At 57.9% G+C, this 22,715-nt stretch carries 19 protein-coding genes; 12 read left to right on the top strand and 7 right to left on the bottom strand.

The genetic code is table 11. The features are described from left to right. Positions 1-24: 24 nt before the first annotated feature. Together HCU74_RS15465 and HCU74_RS15460 are read right to left on the bottom strand one after the other, a co-directional pair. Positions 25-1,380, bottom strand: a complete 1,356-nt coding sequence (locus HCU74_RS15465; protein ID WP_168451334.1) for a sigma-54-dependent transcriptional regulator — start codon at positions 1,378-1,380, stop codon at positions 25-27. A 54-nt stretch (positions 1,381-1,434) separates the two neighbouring features. Then, a complete protein-coding gene (locus tag HCU74_RS15460; protein ID WP_168451333.1) occupies positions 1,435-3,024 on the bottom strand; it encodes a sensor histidine kinase in 1,590 nt (529 codons plus the stop codon). A gap of 136 nt (positions 3,025-3,160) precedes the next feature. On the opposite strand from HCU74_RS15460, the gene HCU74_RS15455 reads away from it, so the two are divergent. Then, positions 3,161-4,789 (top strand): NAD+ synthase, encoded by a 1,629-nt coding sequence (locus tag HCU74_RS15455; RefSeq protein ID WP_168451332.1) that lies wholly within the window; start codon positions 3,161-3,163, stop codon positions 4,787-4,789. A gap of 223 nt (positions 4,790-5,012) precedes the next feature. Here the strand turns inward: HCU74_RS15455 and HCU74_RS15450 are convergent, their stop codons facing one another. Beyond that, positions 5,013-5,882, bottom strand: coding sequence for an outer membrane protein assembly factor BamD (locus HCU74_RS15450; RefSeq protein ID WP_168451331.1), 870 nt, complete (start codon positions 5,880-5,882; stop codon positions 5,013-5,015). Between the two features lie 97 nt (positions 5,883-5,979). On the opposite strand from HCU74_RS15450, the gene rluD reads away from it, so the two are divergent. The 7 genes from rluD to HCU74_RS15415 all read left to right on the top strand — a co-directional run bounded on the left by rluD (position 5,980) and on the right by HCU74_RS15415 (position 14,728). Then, on the top strand, positions 5,980-6,939 hold the full coding sequence (gene rluD / locus HCU74_RS15445) for a 23S rRNA pseudouridine(1911/1915/1917) synthase RluD (protein ID WP_168451330.1): 960 nt from the start codon (positions 5,980-5,982) through the stop codon (positions 6,937-6,939). Continuing rightward, positions 6,933-7,733 carry a peptidoglycan editing factor PgeF gene (pgeF, locus tag HCU74_RS15440; RefSeq protein WP_168451329.1) on the top strand — a complete coding sequence of 267 codons (801 nt, stop codon included), beginning with the start codon at positions 6,933-6,935 and terminating at the stop codon, positions 7,731-7,733. Before rluD ends, pgeF begins: the two co-directional genes overlap by 7 nt. A gap of 106 nt (positions 7,734-7,839) precedes the next feature. Continuing rightward, entirely contained in the window at positions 7,840-10,428 is a 2,589-nt protein-coding gene (gene clpB, locus HCU74_RS15435) for an ATP-dependent chaperone ClpB (protein WP_168451328.1), read from the top strand. Between the two features lie 302 nt (positions 10,429-10,730). After that, positions 10,731-12,281, top strand: coding sequence for a DUF4331 domain-containing protein (locus HCU74_RS15430; RefSeq protein WP_210425331.1), 1,551 nt, complete (start codon positions 10,731-10,733; stop codon positions 12,279-12,281). A gap of 11 nt (positions 12,282-12,292) precedes the next feature. Then, on the top strand, positions 12,293-12,532 hold the full coding sequence (locus HCU74_RS15425) for a hypothetical protein (protein ID WP_168451327.1): 240 nt from the start codon (positions 12,293-12,295) through the stop codon (positions 12,530-12,532). 97 nt (positions 12,533-12,629) lie between these two features. Continuing rightward, positions 12,630-13,655: a hypothetical protein gene (locus HCU74_RS15420; RefSeq protein WP_168451326.1), complete on the top strand. Its 1,026-nt coding sequence runs from the start codon at positions 12,630-12,632 to the stop codon at positions 13,653-13,655. Continuing rightward, on the top strand, positions 13,652-14,728 hold the full coding sequence (locus HCU74_RS15415; RefSeq protein WP_168451325.1) for a HupE/UreJ family protein: 1,077 nt from the start codon (positions 13,652-13,654) through the stop codon (positions 14,726-14,728). Before HCU74_RS15420 ends, HCU74_RS15415 begins: the two co-directional genes overlap by 4 nt. A gap of 4 nt (positions 14,729-14,732) precedes the next feature. Here HCU74_RS15415 and HCU74_RS15410 read toward each other — a convergent pair whose 3' ends face one another. Continuing rightward, complete coding sequence (locus tag HCU74_RS15410; RefSeq protein WP_168451324.1) at positions 14,733-15,170, bottom strand: DUF4124 domain-containing protein; 438 nt, start codon at positions 15,168-15,170, stop codon at positions 14,733-14,735. Positions 15,171-15,680: 510 nt separating this feature from the next. Here HCU74_RS15410 and HCU74_RS15405 point away from each other — a divergent pair. From HCU74_RS15405 to trxC, 3 genes are all read left to right on the top strand, one after another. Then, positions 15,681-17,429 (top strand): acetolactate synthase 3 large subunit, encoded by a 1,749-nt coding sequence (locus HCU74_RS15405; protein WP_168451323.1) that lies wholly within the window; start codon positions 15,681-15,683, stop codon positions 17,427-17,429. Beyond that, on the top strand, positions 17,429-17,920 hold the full coding sequence (gene ilvN, locus HCU74_RS15400; RefSeq protein ID WP_168451322.1) for an acetolactate synthase small subunit: 492 nt from the start codon (positions 17,429-17,431) through the stop codon (positions 17,918-17,920). Before HCU74_RS15405 ends, ilvN begins: the two co-directional genes overlap by 1 nt. A gap of 167 nt (positions 17,921-18,087) precedes the next feature. Further along, on the top strand, positions 18,088-18,537 hold the full coding sequence (trxC, locus tag HCU74_RS15395; RefSeq protein WP_168451321.1) for a thioredoxin TrxC: 450 nt from the start codon (positions 18,088-18,090) through the stop codon (positions 18,535-18,537). A 66-nt stretch (positions 18,538-18,603) separates the two neighbouring features. Here trxC and HCU74_RS15390 read toward each other — a convergent pair whose 3' ends face one another. Next, the gene (locus tag HCU74_RS15390) at positions 18,604-19,245 is read right to left on the bottom strand and encodes a response regulator transcription factor (protein WP_168451320.1); all 642 of its coding nucleotides are present in this window, start codon (positions 19,243-19,245) and stop codon (positions 18,604-18,606) included. Beyond that, positions 19,242-21,515, bottom strand: a complete 2,274-nt coding sequence (locus HCU74_RS15385) for an ATP-binding protein (RefSeq protein ID WP_168451319.1) — start codon at positions 21,513-21,515, stop codon at positions 19,242-19,244. Before HCU74_RS15385 ends, HCU74_RS15390 begins: the two co-directional genes overlap by 4 nt. A gap of 243 nt (positions 21,516-21,758) precedes the next feature. Between HCU74_RS15385 and HCU74_RS15380 the strand changes: the two genes are divergently transcribed. Continuing rightward, complete coding sequence (locus HCU74_RS15380; RefSeq protein ID WP_168451318.1) at positions 21,759-22,151, top strand: hypothetical protein; 393 nt, start codon at positions 21,759-21,761, stop codon at positions 22,149-22,151. Positions 22,152-22,241: 90 nt separating this feature from the next. On the opposite strand, the gene HCU74_RS15375 is transcribed toward HCU74_RS15380, so the two are convergent. Then, positions 22,242-22,688: a DUF3703 domain-containing protein gene (locus HCU74_RS15375; protein WP_210425330.1), complete on the bottom strand. Its 447-nt coding sequence runs from the start codon at positions 22,686-22,688 to the stop codon at positions 22,242-22,244. Between the last annotated feature and the right edge of the window lie 27 nt (positions 22,689-22,715).

Genomic DNA, 22,715 nt, shown 5'->3' with positions numbered 1-22,715 from the left:
GATAGAGGCGAGTGTTATCAGGCCCTAGTCGAAATTATATTTTTGCAGTTTATAGCGCAATTGCCGGAAGGTCAGCCCGAGCATATGGGCGGTCTCGGTTTTATTGCCGTCGTTGGCGGACAGCGCATCCCGCAGAATATGCTGCTCGATGCCTGCCAGATAGCCCTCGATATCGCCCTTTGCCTGACCGAGCAGCGAAGGCCCCTGATCCGCGCCGACTGTTGCGGGCACGCTGCTATCGGGCAGCGACAAGTCTGCCGCCACGATAATATTGTTTTCGCACAGGGTTGCCGCTCGCTCAATAATATTTTCCAGCTCCCGCACATTGCCGGGAAAACTGTAGCGTGTCAGGGCTTCCAGAGCAGAAGGGTTGAGCTCCGGGGCTTCAATTCCCCAGCTCTGCGCCAGCTTGTCGAGCATAAAACGCGCCAGTAGCGGAATGTCGCTACCCCGTTCCCGCAGGCTGGGCACCTGCACCTCGATAACATTGATGCGATAGAACAGGTCGCTGCGGAAGTGCTCGGCGGCGACCTCCTTGGCCAGATCGCGGTGGGTGGCACTGAGAATACGCACATCCACGGGAATTTCCTGATTTGAGCCGATGCGCCGCACGGCCTTTTCCTGAATCGCCCGCAGCAACTTAACCTGCATGTTTAGCGGCAAATCCGCGACCTCGTCCAGAAACAGAGTGCCGCCGTTGGCCGCCTCGAACAGTCCTTCCTTGTTGTCGTAGGCGCCGGTGAAGCTGCCTTTAACATGGCCGAAAAATTCGCTCTCTACCAGCTCGCCGGGAATGGCGCCACAGTTAACCGGTACAAAGGGGGCACTGCTGCGCGGCCCGTTGGCGTGAATCAAGCGGGCGACCACCTCCTTGCCGCTGCCGGACTCACCGCTGATATAGACCGGTGCCTGGCTGCGCGCCAATTTGGTGATTTGTTCGCGCAGTTGGCGGATCACCGGAGTTTCACCGAGCAAGCGGGTATGGCTGCTGCTATCGACCCTGGGTTCGCCGCTTTCCAGGCGCAGGGCCGTGGTGACGGTATTGCGCAGTTGTTCGATCGACACCGGCTTGTTGATAAAGTCAAAGGCCCCGGCTTTCAGGGCTTCCACCGCCAGTTCGGTGCTGCCGTAGGCGGTGAGGACCGCCACGGCGGTATCGCGGTTGTTGTCTTGAATATGGCGAACGATGTCGATGCCGGAGCCATCGGGCAAGCGAATGTCAGTCAGGCACAGGTGGACGGCTTGCTCCCCCAGCAGTGCCAGGGCGTCGCGTACGCAGCCAACAGATTCGGTGTGCACGCCCATGCGCCCGATAGTGATGTCCAGCAACTCGCGAATATCGGGCTCGTCGTCAACGATCAATACGGTTTTCTTGGTCATTGGTCCTGTTATCTGTTGTCAGCGAAATTGGCAACGGCCATATTCGGGGCCGGGTTATTCGGCGAAAGTGCCCCGTTCGGGATGGGCGAATTGTAGTCGAAAACGACTTTCCTTGCTGGTTCCTCGTTGATAAGAAATGGCAATCTGATTGGCGAGACATAATTCCCGGCACAAATAGAGGCCGAGACCATTACCCTGGGTCTGGGTGGTAAAAAAGGGCTCGAAAATCCGGTCGTGATCGGCCTCGTTAATGCCCGGGCCGCTGTCGATGACATCGACACAGGGGCCACCGGTAGCGCTGCCGACAGAAATGACAAATTGGATTTCGGCGCTGCCGTGGGCGGCGATGGCATGGCGCACGCCATTCTCGGTGAGGTTGCTCAGAATTTGATTCAGCTGATGGGGGTCAACATTGACCTGTCCACTGAATTCCCGGCCAGAGACGGTCAGTGTGGTCTTGTCCCGCTGCTCGCAGTGCCATTCCTGGCAAAACTGGTCGAGGTGTTCCACCAGTGAAAAACGTTGTGGTCGTGGTGGATTGCCTCGCGACATATTCAAAATGTTTTTTATAATGCCGTCCATGCGTACACTGTTGTTGTGGATAATGTCGAGAAAGCGGCGGTCGTCGACATCCAGATTTTCGTTTTCCTTCAGCAGTTGTGCCGCGTGGCTGATGGCCGCAAGGGGATTGCGGATTTCATGGGCAATACTCGCGCTGAAGCGGCCCAGGGAAGCTAGTTTGAGGTTCTGGGCGCGCTGGTTGATCTTGCTGATATTTTCGATATACAGCAGGCACTCATCTTCGGAATTATGGTCGAGATGGGTCAGGTTGATGTGTAATTCCAGCCCGGTGGAATTAAGCTGAATCACCTCTGACGCGCTGCGACCGCGCATCGCCAGTTCAATCAATTGTGGCGGTGCGAACAATTGGCGGGGGGCGTGTTGATAGCGAATATTCAATAGCTCTGCGGCGGCGGCGTTCAACAGCTTGATGCGTCCGCTGCGAGACATCAGCACAATGCCGGTCTGCATGCGCTGGACAATGCTCTGGTTGATTTCCGACAGGGTTTCCAGGTCGTAGCGGCGGCGTTCCGCCAGATTCTGCGCACTGGTGATGCGGCCGCTGAGGTAGCGAATGATCAGCGCGGTGGAAAAATAGGCGATACCGGTCATGCCGGCAACCACGAACTGCCGAGTGTCTGTACCGGCGTTCAGGCTGTGGGCACCGGCATCGGCCAGTGTGGTAATGGTAGATAAAGACGCAATCGACAGGCACAGCCTCGCCGGCAGGGTCATGCTCGCGGCGCTGATACTGACGATCAGCAGCAGCGGCAAGCCAGATTCGCCACTGCCTGAGCAGTAGGCCATAAGCATAATCGCGCCGACGTCGATAAAAAAATCGAAGAACAGGATGTTGTCCGACGGCTCGCGCCGCGACAGCAGGTGTTTGCACAGAGCCAGCAGGGAATAGCCCAGGTAGGCGAAGGACACCAGAACAAACAGTCCGGGCCTTTCAGAGCCGATGAGGTTGTCCTGTTCAGTGATAAAAAAGCTGAAAAACAGCAGATTGGCGAGTACCAGCCGATAACAGGAGTACACGCGCATTACGGCATTTTTTTGGGAATAATCCGCTGCAACCACCATAAACCTTCCGAACAGTAGGGATTCTCCAGTGTATCCGCAGCAGAAAGCGGATGCACTCCCCGAGTTTTGATAGAATGTCGCCGCGCGGGCTAGGTTCACTGCTTGGTGCTCGCGCTCAACATAGGAACAAGACCGAATGACATCGCTTCGAATCGTAACCGCCCAGATCAATCCCATAGTGGGCGATATCGAGGGTAACACCCAAAAAATCATCGAGGCGATGGCCTCTGCGACCGCCGCGCATACCCCTCAGCTGATTCTTTTTCCTGAATTGGTGGTAACCGGTTATCCCCCGGAGGATTTGCTGCTGCGCAGCAGCCTGAAACACCGGGTGGAGCGGGCCCTGGCACGTATTGCCGAGGCCAGCGCTGAAGCCTATGTGGTAGTGGGCTACCCCCGTGTGGCAGAAGAGGGGCTCTACAACGCTGCGGGGGTGTTTTTCCGCGGGCGTTTGCAGTGCGAGTATTACAAGCAGTGTCTGCCCAACTACCGGGTATTTGACGAGAAGCGCTATTTTATCGAAGGCCGCGAACCGCTGGTGTTCGACGTCTTCGGTGTTCCCACGGCGTTGAGTATCTGTGAAGACGTGTGGGAGAAAGCCCCCACCTCTGCGGCCAAGGCAGCAGGTGCCCAGTTGTTGCTGAATATGAGCGCCTCGCCCTTTCACGCGGGCAAGCAGGCCGAGCGTGAAGCCTTGCTGGCACAGCGGGCCTGGCAGGGCGGTATGCCCATTGTGTATTGCAACCTGGTCGGCGGTCAGGACGAGCTGGTCTTTGATGGCGCGTCGATGGTGGTCAGTAAAAGCGGCGAGCTGATGGCGCGGAGTCCGGCCTACGTCGAGCATCTGGGCTGTGTCACCGCCCACTGGAACGGTAAGCGCCTGGTCTTTGATGAAGCCGAGATCACCGATTTGCGCCCGGTGCTGGAGGATGTATACGAAACCCTGGTGCTGGGTGTGCGCGACTACGTGGAGAAAAATGGCTTTAAAGGCGTCGTGTTGGGCCTGTCTGGCGGTATTGACTCGGGCTTGACCCTGGCGATCGCCGTGGACGCTCTGGGCGCAGAGCGGGTGCAGGCCGTGATGATGCCGTTTCGTTATACCTCGTCAATGAGTATAGAAGACGCCGAGGCCCAGGCCGAATTGTTGGGTGTTGAATACCAGTGCCTGTCCATCGAGCCGATCTACGAGAGCTTTATGGCAACCCTGGCCGACGAATTTGCCGGCACGGCGGTGGACAAAACCGAGGAAAACCTTCAAGCCCGGTGCCGTGGCGTGCTGTTAATGGCCATTTCCAACAAGAAGGGCTACCTCGTGCTGACCACCGGCAACAAAAGCGAAGTGGCGGTGGGCTACTCCACCCTCTACGGCGACATGGCCGGTGGCTTCGACGTACTCAAAGACGTGTCCAAATGCCGTGTATTTGAGCTGGCGCGCTTTCGCAACACCCGCTCGCCGGCCATTCCCCAGCGGGTCATCGACCGGCCGCCTTCAGCCGAACTCGCGCCGGACCAAAAAGACGAAGACAGCCTGCCGCCTTACCCCATTCTCGACAAGGTACTGGAGCGCTACATCGAACACGACGAAAGCGCGGAAACGATTATCGAAGCGGGCTACGACCGCGACATGGTCTACCGCGTGCTGCGTTTGGTCGATCTGAGTGAATACAAGCGTCGCCAGTCGCCCATCGGCACTCGGATTACCGAACGCGGTTTCGGTCGCGACCGGCGCTATCCAATTACCCAGCGCTGGCCGATTGGGGATTGAGGTGGGGGCGCCAAGGGCGGCTGGACGCTAGATGGGAGACGTGAGACGCAAAGGCGGCCCGACCGGGCTTAAAAAATATAGAAAATGCTGAGAATTCGCTTGACTGCGATATTGGTAAAACCAAGCATTTTCTAGCGTCTAGCGTCTAGCGTCTAGCGTCTAGCGTCTAGCGTCTAGCGTCTAGCGTCTAGCGTCTAGCGTCTCCCGCCCAGCGTCTCCCGCGCTAGTTATTATCCTTATCGCGGTTGTCGAAACGCGGTGGTTCATAGCGGTCGAACAGTCCGAAGGTGGCTTTGTTCACCAGCGACCCTTCCTGATCCAGCCCGACATTGCTGACGAAGTTGCCTTTTTTGTCGAGGTTGGGGTGGTCGGGGTAGTTTTTACGCAACACCGTCAATGACTGCTCGGCCAGGTCGTCCATGCCCAGTAGTAAATACGCCTGCACCATGACCGCCAGGGCATCGGGTACTGCCGGGGTTTGTGGCAGGTTCTCGATCACGTAGCGGCCGCGGTTGGCGGCGGCGAGGTAGGCCTTGCGCTTGAAGTAGTAGTTGGCCACGTTGATTTCATAGCGGGCCAAGCGGTTGCGCAGGTTGACCATGCGCGCGCGGGCATCGTCAGCGTAAGGGCTGTTGGGGAAGCGCTGGAGCAGCATGCGGAAGTCCTCGAAGGACTGAATCGCTGACCCGGGGTCGCGCTGGGTCATATCTGTGGGGATAAAACGTTCCAGAATCCCCTCGCCCTCGGTGTAATTGGCCAGGCCGCGCATATAATAGGCGTAGTCTACCTTTTCGTGGCGGGGGTGAAGGCGAATAAAACGGTCTGCGGCGGTGACCGCGGCCTCGTTATCGCCACCGCGATAATAGGCGTAGATAATTTCAAGCTGGGCCTGTTCCGCGTACGGGCCAAAGGGGTAGCGGCTCTCCAGAAGCTGAAGATTTTGCACAGCGAGTGAAAAGTTCTTGCTGTTCAGGTAGCCTTGCGCGGTTTCGTATATCTCGCGCTCGGATTGCTCCTGCCTGTTGGGTTTACTGGCGCAGCCCGCAAGGACAGCGATGAGTAGGACTATTACGACATTATTTAACGCTTTCATGTACCCGTTCCAGATGGCGGAAAAACCCTGCGACCGCGAGGGCCTGCTATTTAACCACAGCGTGTGGGTGGTATAAAGAAGACCTCGGAGATTCACTATGACAGAGACCATCCAAAGGCAGGAAATTGTACCTGCGTCGCTTAATCACGCCCGCTTCGACCAGGCGGCCAGCAGCTTGTTCCCGGAGTATTCCCGCTCCCGCCTGCAAAGCTGGATCAAAAGTGGCGAACTGACCCTCGACGGCAAGGCCTGCCGCCCCAAGGACAAGGTAATGGACGGCCAGGAGTTGCGTATTGACGCCCAGCTACAGGCAGAAGGGCGCTACGAAGCCGAAGATATCGAGCTGGATATTGTTTACGAAGATGACGACATTCTGGTCATTAACAAGCCGGCGGGGCTGGTGGTTCACCCCGGTGCCGGCAATCCTGGTGGCACACTGCTCAATGCGCTGCTCAGTCACTGCCCCGGTATTGACGCCGTGCCCCGGGCGGGTATTGTCCACCGTCTCGACCGGGATACCACCGGATTGATGGTGGCGGCGAAAAATCTGCCCGCCCACGCCAATCTCGTTGCCCAGTTGCAGGCGAGGGATGTACACCGGGAGTACGACGCCGTGGTATTCGGGCGGATGACCGGGGGCGGAATCGTTGATGAGCCGATGGGACGCCACCCTCAACATCGTACCAAGATGGCTGTAATGCAGGTAGGTGGAAAGGAAGCGATTACTCACTATCGGGTGCAGAGTCGGTTCCGCGACCACACCCATATTCGCTGCTTTCTCGAAACCGGCCGGACCCATCAGATTCGCGTGCATATGGCCCATATTCGCTACCCACTGGTCGGTGACCCGACCTATGCCGGCCGTCCCCGCTTACCCAAGGGGGCCAGCCCAGAACTGGTTGATACCCTGCGCGGGTTTCGTCGCCAGGCCCTGCACGCGCGGCGGCTGGAGCTGGAACATCCGGTCAGCGGCGACACCATGAGCTGGGAATGCGAGTTGCCTGAGGACATGCAGGGCTTGCTTGCGGTGCTGCGCGCTGAGGAAAAGCTGTGCTGATTCGCCCCGACTGGCCGGCACCCAATAATATTCGCGCACTGGCGACCACCCGCCTGTTGCCGGCGGGGGCGTCAGTCGCCCCGGAGAGTCGCTACAGCGGCTTTAATCTGGCCAGCCATGTGGATGACAACCCCCGCGCGGTGGAGGCGCACCGCAGGGCCCTGCTCGCCAATGCGGCCGCTGACGGGCTGCGTGAGGTGTACTGGCTGAATCAGACCCACAGCACCACTCTGGTGGAGGTGCCCCGGGACCGGGACATAGACCTGGCTGTTTGCCCCGATGCCGATGCGAGTATCAGTCGGCGCTGCGGAGTTGCCAGCGCGGTGCTCACTGCTGACTGTCTGCCGGTGCTGCTGTGTAACCGCGGTGGCTTTGAAGTGGCGGCGGTGCATGCCGGCTGGCGGGGCCTGTGTCAGGGCATTCTATTGAAAGCCGTTGCACAGATGATGTCGCCGAGCCAGCAGCTGCTGGCCTGGCTGGGACCGGCGATCTCAGCCGAGTATTTTGAGGTGGGGGCAGAAGTGCGCGAAGCCTTTCTGCGCGACTTTGCCGGGCCGAGCGCTGCCGAAATCAACTGTGCCTTTTCATCGCCCCACACTGATCGCGCGGGGGTGACCCGCTATTTCGCCGACCTCTACGCGCTGGCGCGGATGCAGCTGAAAGCCCTTGGCGTCAGCGCGATTTATGGCGGCGAATTTTGCACCTATGGTGACGCCGAGCGCTTTTTCTCCTATCGGCGTGAGCCCCGTTGCGGGCGCCAGGCCTCGCTGATCTGGATTAGCGAGAACCCATAAAATACTACCGGCCACCTTGAAAGGTGGCGATTCACCCCCATCTTTTATTCAGCAAAGACCACAATACGAGTGCGGAAATAACGCGCTTGTCAGGGAGTTACTGAATATGCGTATAGACCGTTTTACCACATCCTTGCAAAGCGCTCTGGCCGATGCGCAGTCGCTGGCCCTGGGGCGCGATCACCAGTTTATTGAAGCTGAGCACCTGTTGTCGTCGATGCTCAATACCCGCTCCGGGTCAGTGCGACCGCTGTTGGCTCAGGCCCAGGGCAATATACCCATGTTGGAACAGGGCCTGAAACAGGCGCTGGATAAACTGCCCCGGGTGGAGGGCGCGCCGGGGGATGTGCACGTGTCTCAGGGTCTTGGCCGAGTGTTCAATGTTGCCGATAAATTGGCCCAGCAGCGGCAGGATGCCTATATCTCCAGCGAATTGGTCGTGCTGGCCATACTCGAGGCGGGGGGCGCCGTTGCTGAACTGTTGAAGAAGTCGGGGATACAGCGCCAGACCCTGGAATCTGTAATTGAAAAGCTCCGTGGAGGGCAGCCGGTGAATGATGCATCTGCGGAGGAAAACCGCCAGGCATTGGAAAAATACACGATCGACCTCACCGCCCGCGCAGAGGCGGGCAAACTCGACCCGGTTATTGGTCGCGACGATGAAATTCGCCGCACTATTCAGGTCTTGCAGCGCCGTACCAAAAACAATCCGGTGCTGATCGGTGAGCCGGGGGTGGGTAAAACCGCCATCGTCGAAGGTTTGGCCCAGCGTATTATCAATGGCGAAGTGCCGGAGGGCCTGAAAAGCAAGCGTGTGCTGTCGCTGGATTTGGGTGCGTTGCTGGCCGGTGCCAAATTTCGCGGCGACTTCGAGGAACGGTTGAAATCGGTGCTGAATGAATTGGCCAAGGAAGAGGGGCAGGTCATTCTGTTTATCGACGAGTTACACACCATGGTGGGTGCTGGCAAAGCCGATGGCGCGATGGACGCAGGCAATATGCTCAAGCCCGCGCTGGCGCGGGGCGAGCTCCACTGCGTGGGCGCGACGACGCTGAATGAATACCGTCAATATATTGAAAAGGATGCGGCGCTGGAGCGACGCTTTCAAAAAGTGCTGGTGGAAGAGCCGTCAGAAGAAGACACCATTGCCATTCTTCGTGGCCTGAAGGAACGCTACGAGGTGCATCACGGTGTCGATATTACCGACTCGGCAATTATCGCGGCGACAAAGCTGTCCCAGCGCTATATCACTGACCGCCAGTTGCCGGATAAGGCTATTGATCTGATCGACGAAGCGGCGAGCCGCATTCGTATGGAAATCGATTCCAAGCCCGAGGTGATGGACAAACTGGAGCGGCGACTTATTCAGCTGAAAATCCAGCGCGAGGCGGTGAAAAAAGACGAAGACGAGGCGGCGAAAAAGCAGTTGGAAAAACTCGATGCCGACATCGACAAGGCCGAGAAGGAGTTCGCCGACTTCGATGAAATCTGGAAGGCGGAAAAGGCCACCCTGCACGGCAGCGCCCAAATCAAGGGTGAGCTGGAGCAGGCGCGGCTCGACCTTGATGCCGCCCGCCGCGCGGGTGACCTCACCAAAATGTCCGAGCTGCAATATGGGGTGATTCCCAACCTGGAAAAGCAGTTGGCTTCGGCCGACGCGGTGGAACACGGCGAGATGCAATTGCTGCGTAACAAGGTTTCCGAGGAGGAAGTCGCCGAGGTGGTGTCCCGCTGGACAGGTATTCCCATCAGCAAAATGCTGGAGGGTGAGCGCGACAAATTACTGCGTATGGAAGAGGCCCTTCACCACCGAGTGGTTGGTCAGCACGAGGCCGTAGACGCGGTTTCCAATGCGGTGCGTCGCAGCCGGGCTGGGCTTAGTGACCCCAACCGACCCAATGGCTCGTTTATGTTTTTGGGGCCAACTGGTGTGGGTAAAACCGAGCTGTGCAAGTCGTTGGCGAGCTTCCTCTACGATAGCGACGACGCCATGGTGCGCATTGATATGTCGGAGTTTATGGAAAAACACTCGGTGGCGCGGCTCATCGGTGCGCCCCCGGGTTATGTCGGTTACGAAGAGGGTGGCTACTTGACGGAAGCGGTACGTCGCCGGCCCTATTCACTGTTGCTGCTGGACGAGGTCGAAAAGGCCCACCCCGATGTGTTCAATATTCTATTGCAGGTATTGGATGATGGCCGGTTGACCGATGGCCAGGGGCGTACCGTGGACTTTCGCAATACAGTGATTGTGATGACCTCTAACCTCGGCTCCGACGTCATTCAGGAAATGACCCGCGCCGGTAGCGATTATCCGGCGGTGCGCGATGCGGTGCTGGATGTGGTCGGCCGCCATTTCCGCCCCGAGTTTATCAACCGGGTGGATGAGCTGGTGGTCTTTGAGCCACTGGATCGCGAGCAGGTGCGGGCCATTGCCGGTATTCAGCTGGAGATTCTGAACCAGCGGTTGGCGGAGCGCGAGCTGACTCTGGATGTCAGCGACGCCGCAATGCAGCGGCTGGCGAGCATCGGTTTCGATCCGGTGTACGGTGCGCGCCCCTTGAAAAGGGCGATTCAGCAGGAATTTGAAAACCCGCTGGCGCAGCGCTTGCTTCGCGGTGAGTTTTTGCCGGGGCAGCGTATCGTGGCTGACATCGAGGGCGACCATCTCAGTTTCAAGGCGGCGACCTTGCAGTGAAATATCCCGCGGGAATACTGATCTGATTGCAGTTCGCCGCGTAAGTATAAGGGTGAAAAGTGTTTGCGCCAGATCGGTGCGGCGGGCCGTTTGCACCGACGCCACCCTTCGGGCCGGCCTGGCGCAAGCCTTTTCATATTATCTGTAGCGCCCCTCCGGGCGCCGATCGTACAGTCCTTTTTCCTCATTTGGCGCAGTTTTTCGTCAAGACTATTTTGTTCACCGGTGATCCAGCAGCATGGGTTGTGGCGTAGGCACTAAGTAGATTCCACTACATCGCCATAACGCTAACGAGGTGTTACATGAAATTGTCTTCCCCACTCCAGGTGCTCGTGCTGGGTGCGCTCAGTGCCGGTATTATCGCCAGTTCCGCCATGGCCTCCAGTCACCGTGAAGCGCCTTATATCGCCGGTTCGCCAAAAGTTGATGGCACCGATTTTTATATGTTCCGCAGTTACGAAGGCAATCGCGGCGACTATGTCACGCTGATCGCCAACTACCAGCCCCTGCAGGACCCCTATGGTGGTCCAAACTATTTCACCATGGATCCCAATGCGCTTTATGAAATTCATATCGACAACAACGGCGACGCCGTTGAAGATCTGACCTTTCAGTTTCGATTCAGCAATAAATACGCCCAGGCTAACGCCAGCGGCTTGATTACCAATGGTGCCGTTGAAACCGGTAACGGTTTGGTTCAGGTGCCTTTGGCAGCGGTCGGCGGCGGTTCGGGTACCAGCCCGGGTTTGTTAAACGTGGTGGAAGATTACACCGTGACTGTCGTTACCGGTGACCGCCGCACAGGCACCAAGGCCAGCGTGACCAAGCAGTCCGACGGCAGCACCAGTTTTACCAAGCCGGTCGATAATATGGGTGAAAAAACCATTCCGGACTACGCGGGCTACGCCCAGCAGTTTGTCTATGATGTGAATGTGCCTGGCTGTGCGACATCGGCTAAATTGTTTGTCGGTCAACGCCGCGAAGGTTTTGTGGTGAACCTCGGTGAGGTGTTTGACCAGGTCAACCTAAACCCACTGGGCGCGCGCAATAGTCGCCAGAACACCATTGGCGACAAAAACGTCACCTCACTGGCGCTGGAGTTGCCCATCAGCTGTGTGACTGCGGGAAGCAATCCGGTTATCGGGGCGTGGACGACAGCGAGCAAGCCCCAGGTGCGTGTTCTCAACCCTGAACCCGCCGGACCGACTGACGGCGACAACGGTAAAGGGTCCTCGGTAGAAGGTGGTGCGTGGACTCAGGTATCCCGTTTGGGTAGCCCGCTGGTTAATGAAGTGGTCATTGGTATTACTGATAAAGACAAGTTCAATGCCAGCGAGCCCAGTAACGACGTCGGTAGTTTCGGCAGCTATGTGTTGTATCCGACCCTGCCGGTTTTGGTTCAGGTATTGTTTGACGTTCCTGCACCGGCGACACCGCGCAACGACCTGTTGGCCGCCTTTGTGACCGGTGTCGATGGCCTGACCAAACCACAGGTTGATTCGCCAGCTCCGGGCGAGATGTTGCGCTTGAACACAGCTATCGCGGCGGTGTCGATCGAAAGCCAGAAAAACCTCGGTTTCCTCGACTGTGATCTGGCGGGTTTCCCCAATGGTCGTCGCCCCTATGATGACGTGGTCGATATCGCACTGACCGTAGCCGAAGGCGCGATTGACGGCACTAATGCCTTGAATCTGCAAACCTGTGACCTCAGCGGCGCCAGCCCAACTGTGGTGAACGAGGGAGCGGTGGTGAATGATGGTGCGATGCCCAGCCAGGCAGATTACCTGACCGTCTTCCCCTACCTGAACACGCCTGTTCCCGGCTCGCCCGGCGACACACTGGCGAATAACTGAGGGAGGCGACCATGAAACATTTAACCGGAATAGCACTTGCTGCGTCGTTGCTGGCGCTGAGTGCCTGCAACGACGACAGCAGTCGCTCGCCAGCGGCAGCCCCCGGCGCAGAAGCCGGGCAAGCCCGCAGCTTTTCAGCGCTGGTTGATGAGGCGTTCAAACGCAGTCCTGACGATGCGCCGCTTGCGGTGAACGGCGTGGACATTCAGTTTGCGGATAATCAGTCCTTTGATGAATATCTGCAAAACTGAGCGTGATAGCGCTAAGGCGAAAACGGGGTGCCGATGGCGCCCCGTTTACCTGTGTGCCTTGCTGATTTGGGCGCCCTTGGCGACAGCCGCACCGCCTGTGGCAGTTCCGGCGGAGCAGGATGTACTGTATGAAATCAAGGGCGATATCTGGGGTGATAGTGCTGATGGTGTCGTCGATAAGCCGACAGCTGGACTGTTGGGGCGTGCGGAAACGGCACTGCGGGCATTTCACCAAAGCGGTGATCCGCGGCGCCTGGGCGAAGCCCAAATTCTGTTGAATGGTGTTGCGAAAGCTCAACGGGGAGCGCGATATTACGAACTGGAGGCGCGAACCGCGCAAAGTTTGCACCGTTTTGACGATGCCATGGTCGCGATAGATATGGCGCTGCGCCAGCAGCCGGAGGCCGTGGCTCTATACTTACTGAAATATAGCATCGCTCTGGTGCGGCTGGATATGGGTACTGCCCGAGTTGCCTGTGCGGCGATACCATCAACGAGCAGCTATGCATCGGGCTGTCGCTATCAGCTGGAATTGCACAGTGCCGGCGATGCCGGCGCGGCAGAGAGCTTTAACGAACTGAAACAATTATTGATGTCGGCGGTGGTCGCCGGCGATGCCGTCGCGCCCTGGCTCGCAGTGACCCTGGCCGACGCCGGGGAGCGCAGAGCCCTTGGCGACGCGGTGGCCCTGTGGCAGCTGGCCGTCAAACTGGACGACAGCGACCTGTATGCCCGCAGCCGTCTGTGTGACGCGGCGTTGTACGCTGGCGATCCTGAACAGGCCCTTGAGGTCAGCAGAGGTTTCGATCATATCGACACCCTTGCGCTGTGCCATGCCGAAGCGCTGGAGCAGAGCGTGGACAGGGTTGCTTCGGGCGAGGCCGAAGAGCGTCGTCGTCTGCATCGCCTGCAAGCCTATTTGGCAGAGCGCTTTGCCGAAGCCGAATGGCGCGGGGAGGCCCTGCACAAGCGTGCTCAGGCCCGCTATCTGCTACGAATTGCCGAGCGGCCGGAGGAGGCTTTGGTGCTTGCTGAGGCCAACTGGGCCGAGCAAAAAGAACTGCCGGACTGGCGACTTCTCGAGGAGGCGCGGCGGGCTGTCGGTCGCGAGGAGGCACCATGATGGCGAGGTCTGCGCTGATTCTCCTTCTGTTGGTGGTGTTCACTATGGGCACCGCCCATGCCCACAAGGCCAGCGACAGCTTTTTGTATATAACCGACGGCTCGGCGCGTCTCGATGTGGCGGTGCAGGACCTGCAACGCTTGCAGAATATCGACAGCAATGGCGATGGACGAGTGGTGTGGGGTGAGCTGCGTGCCGCCGAAGCGGCTCTGGCGGCGGATATTCTCGGTGCTGTCGTGCTACAGCGCGACGGAGCGTTCTGTGCGGTCAATGCGGCACTCTCCGGTGTAACTCAGCATAGCGATGGCGCGTATGGGGTGTGGCAGTTGGAGTCGCCCTGTCTCGCCGCCGAGGTGCAGGGTGTCAGCCTCTCCTATGAGTTGCTGTTTGCCATCGACCCGCTGCACCGAAGTCTGTACCGGGTGGAACGGGGTGCGGTTGTTGACGTGGGGGTATTGGCGCCAGACTCACCGCCACTGCTGCTCGGTCAACATAGCCTGTGGAAGACCGTGGTGGACTTTTTCGGTCAAGGGGTGATTCACCTGGTCTTCGGTTATGACCATATTCTTTTTCTGCTGGCGCTGTTGTTGCCGGTGGTGGCGCGTCTGCCGGCTTCATCGCGTTTGCCCGGGCTATTGTGGCAGTGCGGCAAAATTGTCACCGCATTCACACTGGCCCATAGCCTGACCCTTACGGCGGCCAGTTTGTCGTGGGTTCGCCTGCCTTCGGGGCCGGTGGAGCTGGTGATCGCCCTGTCGGTGAGTATTGCCGCGGTGCTGGGGTTGTGGAGCCGTTATCACCTGCAATGGCAGTTGGCGGCGGGTTTTGGGCTGATCCACGGCTTTGGCTTCGCCAGCATGTTGGCGGGCTTGCTCGCCGAGGGGCCGCATACCGTGCTGGCGCTGGCGAGCTTTAATCTCGGTATTGAGGTGGCGCAAATCGCGGTGATGTTGCTGGTGTTGCCGGTACTTTACCTGTTTCGGCGGGCGGTTTGGTATCAGCGGGGAGTAAATCCCGCGGCGATGGCGGTCATTACCCTTATCGGAATGTTTTGGGCCTGGCAGCGCATCTAGGGCCTTAGCAGTGGATATCGATAACGTCCTTGGCGCGCTGCTTCTGCACTTCGATTTCTTCGGGGGTGAGGTAGCGGGCTTCACCGTCTTTCCCGGTTGCCTTGATGCGTGCCCCGGAAATCGACAGCGACTCCATATTGCCCTTGGCCCGGGTGCACAACTCGGGATTCTTGGGTGGAAGTACTTCCATTTTACCCGGCTCGGGTGCGGCTCTGTTGCTACTGCCTGACTGGGCGGGCTCTGTGCTTGGGGCTTTGCCCTGACGACCACTGACGGTTTCAATGAACACCGATGGCTTGCCCTGGGGCGGCTTTTGAGTGAAGTGGGTTTCGCCTTCATCGTCTACCCAGCGGTAGTAGCCACTTTTGCCCGCCAGCAAGTCTGCACTGCCCAGGGTCATCAGCAGTGCCAGTCCAATTGTTTGCAGGCGCTTGTGTGTCATTCGGGTCTACCGCGAGTCGGATTTGTGGACTAATTATGGCAGATAAGCCTCCCAGCGCAAAAAGCGTCTGCGCCAATTAGTGTGAAATGAGGCTCGATAAGGTGTAAATGGTTAAAAATACTGGCTTTACTGTCGGTTTACCTTGACAAAAAATGGGCCAGGTTAAAAAATACGCGGTCTATCCGAAAGGGTAGAGATGGCTGTTTTTCGCGCCGCTTACCTGCGGCCTATGTACAGAGTGCGACTCAAGCTGTCGCGCTGCTACCCGGTGTAGTTCCATTCACTCTGCAGACACATGACCTGTGTTGCGAGATTGCCCGCCCCGCGTACCCCGCGTGGCATATAAAAGGCCACCTTTTGTGGCATTTAGGCGATTCGCCCGAACGCACCGTTGTTGTGTTCGGTAGGTATGTGTTTCGACATCACGCGCGTTCACATTTACAGGCGCTTCCGAGTTATTCGGAGGCGCAGCGACGAAATTTATTTTCAGATTGAAGCGAGGGTCATTCAGTGGAGTTGTTATCTGGCGGTGAAATGATCGCACGCGCCTTGGAAGATGAGGGTGTTGAATTCATCTTCGGCTACCCCGGCGGTGCGGTACTGCATATTTACGACGCGTTATTCAATAAGTGCAAGGTGCCCCATATTCTGGTGCGCCACGAGCAGGCGGCAACCCATGCCGCTGACGGCTACGCCCGTGCCACCGGCAAGCCCGGTGTGGTGTTGGTAACGTCGGGTCCCGGCGCGACCAACGCTATTACCGGTATTGCCACGGCTTATATGGACTCGATTCCGATGGTGGTGCTGTCCGGTCAGGTCATGAGCCACCTGATTGGCGAAGATGCCTTCCAGGAAACCGATATGCTGGGTATTTCCCGGCCGATCGTGAAACACAGCTTTCAGGTCACCAGCACGGCGGAAATCCCCGAGATTATCAAGAAGGCATTTTATATTGCCTCCAGCGGACGCCCCGGCCCGGTTGTTGTCGATCTGCCTAAAGACTTGACCAACCCCCACGACAAGTACGAGTACAACTACCCGAAAAAGGTCAAACTGCGCTCGTATACCCCGGCCAGTCGCGGCCATAGCGGCCAGATCAAAAAGGCGGCCAGCCTTCTGCTGGCGGCCAAACGCCCGGTGATCTACTCCGGTGGCGGCGTGGTACAGGGCAATGCTTCTGCCCAGCTGCGCGAATTGGCCCAGTCGTTGAACTTCCCGGTGACCAATACGCTGATGGGCCTTGGCGCCTATCCCGGCAGCGACCGACAATTCCTGGGGATGTTGGGAATGCACGGCTTCTACGAAGCGAATAACGCCATGCACCACAGCGATGTGATTCTGGCGGTAGGCGCCCGTTTTGACGACCGGGTAACCAATACCACAGGCAAGTTCTGTCCCGGTGCCAAAATCATTCATATCGATATTGACCCCGCGGCGATCTCCAAAACCATCAACGCCGATGTGCCCATCGTTGGCCCGGTGGATTCGGTGTTGAACGACCTTCTCGATGTGCTCAAGGAAATGCGCGCCGAGCAACCGGCTTTGCCGGATCAAAAGGCACTGAAAGTGTGGTGGGAGCAGATCGACGAATGGCGCGATTCCCACGGCCTGTGGACCGCGCCGCGCTACGACACCACGACGCCCTATATCAAGCCCCAGCAGGTTATCGAGACCCTGTGCAAGGTGACCGGTGGCAAGGCGTTTGTCACCTCCGACGTGGGCCAGCACCAGATGTTTGCTGCCCAGTACTACAAGTTTGACGAACCGCGCCGGTGGATCAATTCCGGTGGCCTCGGCACCATGGGCTTCGGCCTGCCTGCGGCGATGGGGGTCAAACTGGCCTTCCCCGATGCCGATGTGGCGTGTGTGACCGGCGAAGGCAGCATCCAGATGAATATTCAGGAGCTGTCTACCTGCGCCCAGTACAATATTCCGGTGAAAATCCTGAATTTGTATAACGGTTACCTTGGCATGGTGAAGCAGTGGCAGGACATGCAATACGAAGGGCGCTATTCCCAGAGTGTGTATGAAGACTCGCTGCCGGACTTTATCAAGCTGGCCGAGGCCTATCATCACTCAGGCATCAAGGTGACCCAACTGAGTGACCTGGAAGACGCCATGACTGAAGTGTTTGCGCGTAAAAACGAACTGGTATTCATGGATATACATGTTGACCCACACGAGCACGTTTACCCGATGCACATTGCCCCCAATGGCTCGATGCGTGATATGTGGCTGAGCAAGACGGAGCGAACCTGATGCGACGGATTATTTCTGTACTACTGGAAAATGAGCCCGGTGCGCTGTCGCGGGTAGTGGGGTTGTTCTCCCAGCGGGGTTACAACATTGAGACCCTGAATGTGGCGCCGACCGAAGACCCAACGCTGTCGCGGCTCACGCTGACAACCATTGGCGACGACCACAAGATCGAGCAAATCACCAAGCATCTCAATCGCCTGGTCGATGTGGTGAAGCTGGTGGACTTGTCAGAGGGTGCTCACATCGAGCGCGAACTGATGCTGGTCAAGGTGCGGGCGACCGGTGCCCAGCGCGCCGAGATCAAACGCTGCACCGATATCTTCCGTGGCCAGATTGTCGATGTCGGCCCCAGCGTGTACACCATTCAGGTGACCGGCGCTGCCGACAAGCTCGACTCATTTCTGGAGGCAGTGGGTGACGCTGCCATCATGGAAGTGGTGCGCAGTGGTGTGTCCGGCATCGCTCGGGGCGAGAAAATACTCAGTCTGTAACCCGCGCGGGTTTGGTATTATCAAGGCGCCTGCGGGCGCCTTTTTTGTTGTGCACAACGCGGTGCCGAGCAGGGTGGAAAACGGCGGTCTTATGTCGCGGTATGGCCATCAGTGAAGGTCTTGAACAATAGCCTCAATGTCGAAAAATGCTCAGCAGGGAGTCAGAAATGAGCGAAAAACAGGCTTTACAGCTGGTATGCGCGAGCTGCGGTGCGGTTAATCGAGTGCCTGCATCGCGGCTTGCCGATCGCCCGGTGTGCGGCAAATGCAAATCGTTGATTCTCAGTGGCGAGGCCATCAACGTCGGGGATGCCAATTTTGCCCGCTGGCTGCAGAAGAACGACCTGCCGGTGGTAGTGGATTTTTGGGCGCCCTGGTGCGGCCCCTGTGTGTCCTTCGCGCCGGTGTATAAGGATGTGGCCAAGCGATGGGCAGGCCGGGCGCGCTTTCTAAAACTGGATACGGAAGCCCAGCCAGTGACGGCGGGGCAATACCAGATTCGCTCAATACCGACGTTGATGGTGTTTTCTCAAGGGCGGGAAGTGGTGCGCAATGCCGGTGCCTTGCCTCCGGCTCAGTTTGAACAATGGTTGGCGAACTACCTTCCCAGGCATTGAATGGCAAGGCAACAATAGGCCCTGACTGCCCAGACCCAAATTTTCCAGACCCTAAGTATCCAGCCCCTAAGTATCCAGACCCAGCTTGATAGCACGGGCGGTGGCCTCTGCCCGCGAGGTGACGCCCAGGCGCTGATAAATGCCGCGAATATGGCTGGCCGCCGTGTGATAGCTAATGCTCAATTCATCTGCCACCTGCTGAATGCTGCGGCCCTGGGCAATCATTCGCAACACCTGTAACTGTCGGGGCGTTAAGGGTTCGACCAGCGGCTCGGTGGAGGGCGTGAACGAACTGAGTACCCGTCGCGCAATACCCGGAGATAACGGTGGCTGGCCGACGAGAATGCGCTGCAGCTCATTGGCGAGATCCTCCTGGTCGTGATCTTTAAGCAGGTAACCGTCGGCCCCAGCAGTGAGGGCGGGAAACAGGTGTCGGTCGTCGTCGTAGATGGTGGTGACAATACAGGGCAGGGGGTTGCCACTGCCTTTGATCTCGCGAAGTAATTCAATGCCATCGCCATCGGGGAGTTTCAAATCGATCAATGCAATATCGGGGAGGGGAAGCAGGCAGCGTCGCCCCTCGGCCAGCGATGCGGCGATTCTGACCTTGATGCCAGGAAAGGCGAGTTCCAGAGCACCTTTCAGCCATTGTTGGGCCACTTCCAGGTCTTCCAGAATCAATGCGCGGGTAAACGGACGTAAATTCATGATGCGCGCCGTAGAGGCGGCTGGGGACTGAGCGGAATGCGTAGCTGTAAGGTGGTGCCGCTGTCGCTGTGGGCCGTTTTACACCACCGGGCGGTGCCGCCGAGTTCGGCCAATCGCTCGCTGATATTGGCGATGCCGCGAGTTCGTTTGACCTCCTTTTCCATCCCCACGCCGTTGTCGCGGATCTCCATGACCAGTGTTGGACAATCCGCCTCCTGACAGAAAATGCTCACTGCCACAGTGCTGCTTTGGCTGTGCTTGATAACATTGGATATCGCTTCCTTGAAGGCGCGGCGCAGGTTCACAATACTGCGGGAAGGCAGCAGAATATCGGCACTGTCGTCGACTCGCCACTGGCTATCAATGCCTGCTGAACGACAGCGCTCCTCGGTTTCGGCGCGCAGGTTAGACAGACTCTCGCTGAAGCTGAGATTGGAGCTTTCCATACCCTGTATGATTACCCGGAGTTCGTCGAACACCCGCTGTGCCTGGCGCCGGGTGTCGAGGTCGGGCGCCTGGTAAATCAGCCCAAGCAGGTCGCTGGCAATATCATCGTGCAAGTCCCGCGCGACCCGCGCCCGCTCCGTTAATACACCCTGTTCGAAGGCCGCGCGAAACTCCTGAATTTCTTTAAACAACTGCCACAGGCTGGCGGCAAACTCCTCGTCGTCAGGGCCCATCAGGCGAGTGCCGCGGTCCGCACCGTAGATTTCGAAGGCGGGCGCAGCGTCAAAGCCGGGAATCCGCATGCGCAACCCGTGGTCGATGCGCTCCGGCTGGCTGACGGCGCCGGGTGTCTCCTTGATCGACAGTGGTTGATATAACTCCTGCAGCAACTCCAGCCAGAGGGTTTTCACTTGCTGCGGGTTGGAGGCCGCCAGAATGGATTTGATCAGTTTCGGGAACAACTGCTGAAAATCGACTTTTACTGCATTCCAGCCCAGACGGCGCCACAGCAATTGCCGCAGCGGGAAATACAGCCAACCCACGACCAGCAATGCCAGTGACATGGCGACCGGAGCGGTGAGATTAATCAGCGTGACCAGAATAGAGTCGAGAATAACCACTAACAAGCCGCCAATAAACCACAGCCAGATCATCATGCTCAGGCGATCCATATCGAACAGTCGATAGCGCATGATGCCCAGTGCAATGCCCAGCTGCAGTACTGGCAATAAGCCGATAGCAAGGGTGTAATCCAGTTGCCAGCCTATGTCATAGGTCAGGGGCAGCAGCACCAATACGATGAAGGCGCCGGTGCCGGAAAACCAGGAGATAAAAAACCAACGCATTGCTGCGCGACTGAGAGGGTCGTGCCGGCATCGGCGCCACTGATAAATTGCCAGCGAGGCCGCGGCGATAAATCCGGCATACAGGGGGTAGCGCTGGCCAACGTCAAGGGACGCAGGAATTTCGAAAAAATCTACAGTAAACGCCAGTACAAAGGGGATGCTCAACAGTGGGCCAAAGGGCAGGGCGGAAATGCGCCTTGGGTAATACCACAGAGTGCCAATCATACCCCAGCCCAGGGTGCATACACCCAGCCAGTTAATTTTGGAGAAGGCCACAAACAACTCGGGGTGCAGGGCCAGTTCCCGCGATGAAAAATAACTGTTGGTGAAGATCACCGTGCTGATACCTAGGCCGGTCAGCGCATAGTAGCGCGCCGCCGCCTGGCGGTGCTGGAAGGCGACAACCAGGGCGGCGGTCAACAGCGCGATCATCGCGCAAATAAGCTGATACCAGTAGCTCCACGGCAGCGCGAGAACAGGACGCTTGGTCAAGGCCGTCACCTGAATATGCCGGCCGTCGAGCAGTTGCAAGGTTACAGGGCCTGATTTGAAGGCCTGGAAGAGCACCGCCTGCTTGGTGAAAAACCGTCGGTACTCGTCGTAGCGATTCAACAGTGCCGGGTCATCAATGACATCGTGGGCTTGCAGGGTGATGGTGTCGTTGGGAAGAGCGGCGGGCTGACTGCGCTGGAGTGGGGCCGTGTGCACTGCCAATACGATGTCGCCGGGTGACAAGCCGGAATGGGCAGCAGGGCTGTCTGCAAAGACCTTGGCGATAATCAGCCCCGGGCCGTCATCGGGCGGCACAAATTCCACCCCCAGCCAGGGTGACCGGTGCAGCAAACTGGTAATCACTATCATGGCGGCGATAGCAACAATCGCGATAGCGGCCAGTATATTCATTGGCGCCAATACCGTATTCGTGTGTCCAGAGAAGCGAATGCGATGTTTAACGCTGTGTTTTACCAACTTGTCCATGTCTTTCGGCTGCTCACACGGCGGCACTTAGCCTCATTAAACCACGTTGGTTATTTAGCCACGATCTAATTCGCTACGCGTCAACAGTTCTGGGGATGTGTCGTAGTTGTGCCGAGAGTAGACTCGAGCCATCCCGTAGTCACTCTGACACGGGCTTACATCGGACGCTGGCAGGGTAGTGCAGGAGTTGTTCCCGCGTAGTACTGAATGGCGGGTGTCGCATTCTGAAAGGAGATTGGAATTATGACAAATTGGCTTGGCAGAACACTTAACCCCTTGAAATTTATCGCATTGGCGGCGTTGATAAGCGGTGCGGTAAACGTTCAGGCGGGAGCGCGCGAGGATGCCGCAGACGCCCTCACCAACTGCATTCGCGCCTTCAAGCAGGAAATCGGCGGCAAAAACTTCGTAGCTCTGGATCGCACCTATGCGATATCAAAGGAAGGGCGAGATTACCGCTATTTTCTCAATGCGGTAAACAAACACCCCGAATTACCGAAAGCTCAGGAATATCGCGCTGAGTGTACCTCCGGTGGCTTCGCCAAGTTCCGTACTATCGAAGTGACCAATGGCCGCTGGGCCTTTGAAAACATGAACGAAACCCGCCAGCAGCGCGTGGTCGTGGCAACCTACTAAGGGCTTGTTTGGGGGGGCTGCCTGAGTAGATTCAAGCAGCGCCGTGTTGACTGGCTTGAGGCCCTGGTTACTCCCGATTTCCGCTGAAGGTTAGTCTTGCATGCCCTTGGCTTCGGCAATGATTGCCGCGTGCTCCGAGCTGACAGGCAGCGGTTTTATCGGGCTAACATTGCTGCCCCCGGTATTGCCAATGGGCACCCCCTTAATCGCTGTTAATGCGGCGGCTCCAACGATGCGAATAAGCTGGCCGACGACTTCCCGGCCGTTACGCTGCCGTATTCCCCATATCAACATCAGCCAATGCACCACGACGTGCCAGTACGTCGATTCCTGACCCAGTACATGGGCATTTTCCAGATGCCTGAAAGCGCCGCTGGCATCGCGGTTGTCGGCGGCCTGCTTTGCCTTGTCCAGCTCTGCCAGTACATAGGGGCGTATCGCCGTATCCGTCCGGCCAACACACCTTTCACTCCTGAGCCCAGGCCAACATGATGGTGTCCACCTATCTTTAAGTGGACACCTAAAATGGATACGCAAGGATTACTCCCACCACCGGTTAAGCCA

It is taken from the genome of Spongiibacter thalassae (genome assembly GCF_012272835.1).
Taxonomy (GTDB): Bacteria; Pseudomonadota; Gammaproteobacteria; order Pseudomonadales; family Spongiibacteraceae; genus Spongiibacter; species Spongiibacter thalassae.
Note: the sequence above shows the minus strand (reverse complement) of the source record. Positions and strands in the feature narration are given on the sequence as shown.

Coding starts and splice junctions, on each gene's coding strand:
- HCU74_RS15465 (WP_168451334.1), bottom strand. CDS start 1,380: ATGACCAAGAAAACCGTATTGATCGTTGACGACGAGCCCGATATTCGC.
- HCU74_RS15460 (WP_168451333.1), bottom strand. CDS start 3,024: ATGGTGGTTGCAGCGGATTATTCCCAAAAAAATGCCGTAATGCGCGTG.
- HCU74_RS15455 (WP_168451332.1), top strand. CDS start 3,161: ATGACATCGCTTCGAATCGTAACCGCCCAGATCAATCCCATAGTGGGC.
- HCU74_RS15450 (WP_168451331.1), bottom strand. CDS start 5,882: ATGAAAGCGTTAAATAATGTCGTAATAGTCCTACTCATCGCTGTCCTT.
- rluD (WP_168451330.1), top strand. CDS start 5,980: ATGACAGAGACCATCCAAAGGCAGGAAATTGTACCTGCGTCGCTTAAT.
- clpB (WP_168451328.1), top strand. CDS start 7,840: ATGCGTATAGACCGTTTTACCACATCCTTGCAAAGCGCTCTGGCCGAT.
- HCU74_RS15430 (WP_210425331.1), top strand. CDS start 10,731: ATGAAATTGTCTTCCCCACTCCAGGTGCTCGTGCTGGGTGCGCTCAGT.
- HCU74_RS15425 (WP_168451327.1), top strand. CDS start 12,293: ATGAAACATTTAACCGGAATAGCACTTGCTGCGTCGTTGCTGGCGCTG.
- HCU74_RS15415 (WP_168451325.1), top strand. CDS start 13,652: ATGATGGCGAGGTCTGCGCTGATTCTCCTTCTGTTGGTGGTGTTCACT.
- HCU74_RS15410 (WP_168451324.1), bottom strand. CDS start 15,170: ATGACACACAAGCGCCTGCAAACAATTGGACTGGCACTGCTGATGACC.
- ilvN (WP_168451322.1), top strand. CDS start 17,429: ATGCGACGGATTATTTCTGTACTACTGGAAAATGAGCCCGGTGCGCTG.
- trxC (WP_168451321.1), top strand. CDS start 18,088: ATGAGCGAAAAACAGGCTTTACAGCTGGTATGCGCGAGCTGCGGTGCG.
- HCU74_RS15390 (WP_168451320.1), bottom strand. CDS start 19,245: ATGAATTTACGTCCGTTTACCCGCGCATTGATTCTGGAAGACCTGGAA.
- HCU74_RS15385 (WP_168451319.1), bottom strand. CDS start 21,515: ATGGACAAGTTGGTAAAACACAGCGTTAAACATCGCATTCGCTTCTCT.
- HCU74_RS15380 (WP_168451318.1), top strand. CDS start 21,759: ATGACAAATTGGCTTGGCAGAACACTTAACCCCTTGAAATTTATCGCA.